At 42.2% G+C, this 1,662-nt stretch carries 1 protein-coding gene; it reads left to right on the plus strand.

Features of this window, described 5'->3' with window-relative positions; genetic code table 11:
• Positions 1 to 168 precede the first annotated feature (168 nt).
• A partial coding sequence (locus tag DW039_RS13555; protein WP_120382025.1) for a transposase occupies positions 169 to 1,662 on the plus strand: 1,494 nt, incomplete at its 3' end.

Raw genomic sequence — 1,662 nt, forward strand, 5'->3', positions numbered from 1 at the left:
GAGCGGAACGGGGCAGATACTGTTTATCGGATTGCCTGGAAGGACGTGGTTTTGATTCTTGAGAATCCTATAGTTAAAACATTAAAAATCAGATAATCAATCTATTTATCCACTTGCGGTTTTGTGATTATTTTATTACCTTTAATTCTGTAAATCAAAGGTTTAAGTATGATCGATCTGCAAGATATAATTACAACAAAACGAGAGTTGTTGAGTAGGGAAACCTACTCACGCAACCCTATAAATTATAGTGCAGGTATGGCAGAGGATCAGAAAGAGCGGTACATACAATACCTTTCCGAACAGAATCAGGATCTTCGGTTGACAAGTGATGCCATGAAGCTTGTTTTGGAGGATTTTATGGCTCAGATGAAGGATCTGAAGGCTCAGGTGTCCTCTATGGAATCGAAACATGCTGACCTTGAAAATCGGTTATCGGAAGAGCATAAACTTCGCAAATCGGCTGAGCGTAAGATAAAATCACTTCAAGAAAAACTTGATTATGCCCATCAGGAACGTTTTGGTGATAGACGTCAAAAGATACAATCTAAAGCTAAAACAAGTGATTCAGACCGCCGGAAGGAGAAAGATGATTATGATGGAACCGATGATACGCTTCGTACGGATTCGGTTGATCATGCTCCATCTCAAGAGGTAAAAGAGTCTTCCAGGAAAGAGCGTGATTTATCCAATCGCCCTGACGGTTATAAAAGGATGGGAGTAGTTGGAGAGGCTACAGAGCATCCTTCCGATTTGACAAAGGTTCCCGGTCGCCTCATTGAAAGAAGAATGGTACGGGTATTCAGTTTTCGTACTTTCCTGACGGAAGAATGTTTTGAGATGGTTCATTATGCAGAGCCTGGTAAAAAGCCGAAGTGGGGCTATTTCCCTTCTGAAGGCCATCCGGAGGTAGTAACCAGTTTTGAAGGCACTAGGGCCACTCCTGAATTTCTGCAGGCTATTGCCTATGAAGTTTATGTAAAGAATGTGACTTTTGGTCTTCTTCACCAATGGCTGACAGATATGGGCATGACCATTTCTAAAAACACGTTGCGCAACTGGCTTAAGAAAGGTAAGACATACCTGGACGAACTGGTTTGTGTATTGAAGTCTATAGCTTTGGAAAAAGATTCGATTGTGAACTGCGATGAGACCTGGTGTAAAGTGCGCAAATACGATCACTATAAGAAGTGCTACATTTGGGTTCTGGTCAACAAGGCTCAGAAAACAGCCATTTTCTTCTATGAGAATGGCTCGCGCGGTCGTGATGTACTTACAGACTTTTTGGGCGATGCAGAGTTGAAGAGTATTATGTCCGACGGATACAATGCTTATGTATTTATCGGCAATGAGCTGAAATCAGCCCGGTTTAAAGATACTGTACACCAGGTTTGTATGTCACATGCCAAGAACAAGTTTGTCAAGGCTTCCAATCAGGGTGGTGAACCGACTGCAGAACGCTTTTCCGAAATTTTAAAGGAGTTCTTTATGAGGGAGCGTAAATACGATGATGCCGGATTAACTCCCAAGGAAAGGTTCCGAGAAAGGCAAAGCCTGGCAACGAAGGAACTTCTGATAGAGTTACGCAGCTTGTTGGACAGTGAACTGACAAAGGATTCAGAATTTAGAAGTCAGTATTATAGGGAAGCTCTCAATTATCTG

This window comes from Bacteroides sp. AF39-16AC, from assembly GCF_003602735.1.
In the GTDB taxonomy this organism is placed as follows: Bacteria; Bacteroidota; Bacteroidia; order Bacteroidales; family Bacteroidaceae; genus Bacteroides; species Bacteroides uniformis.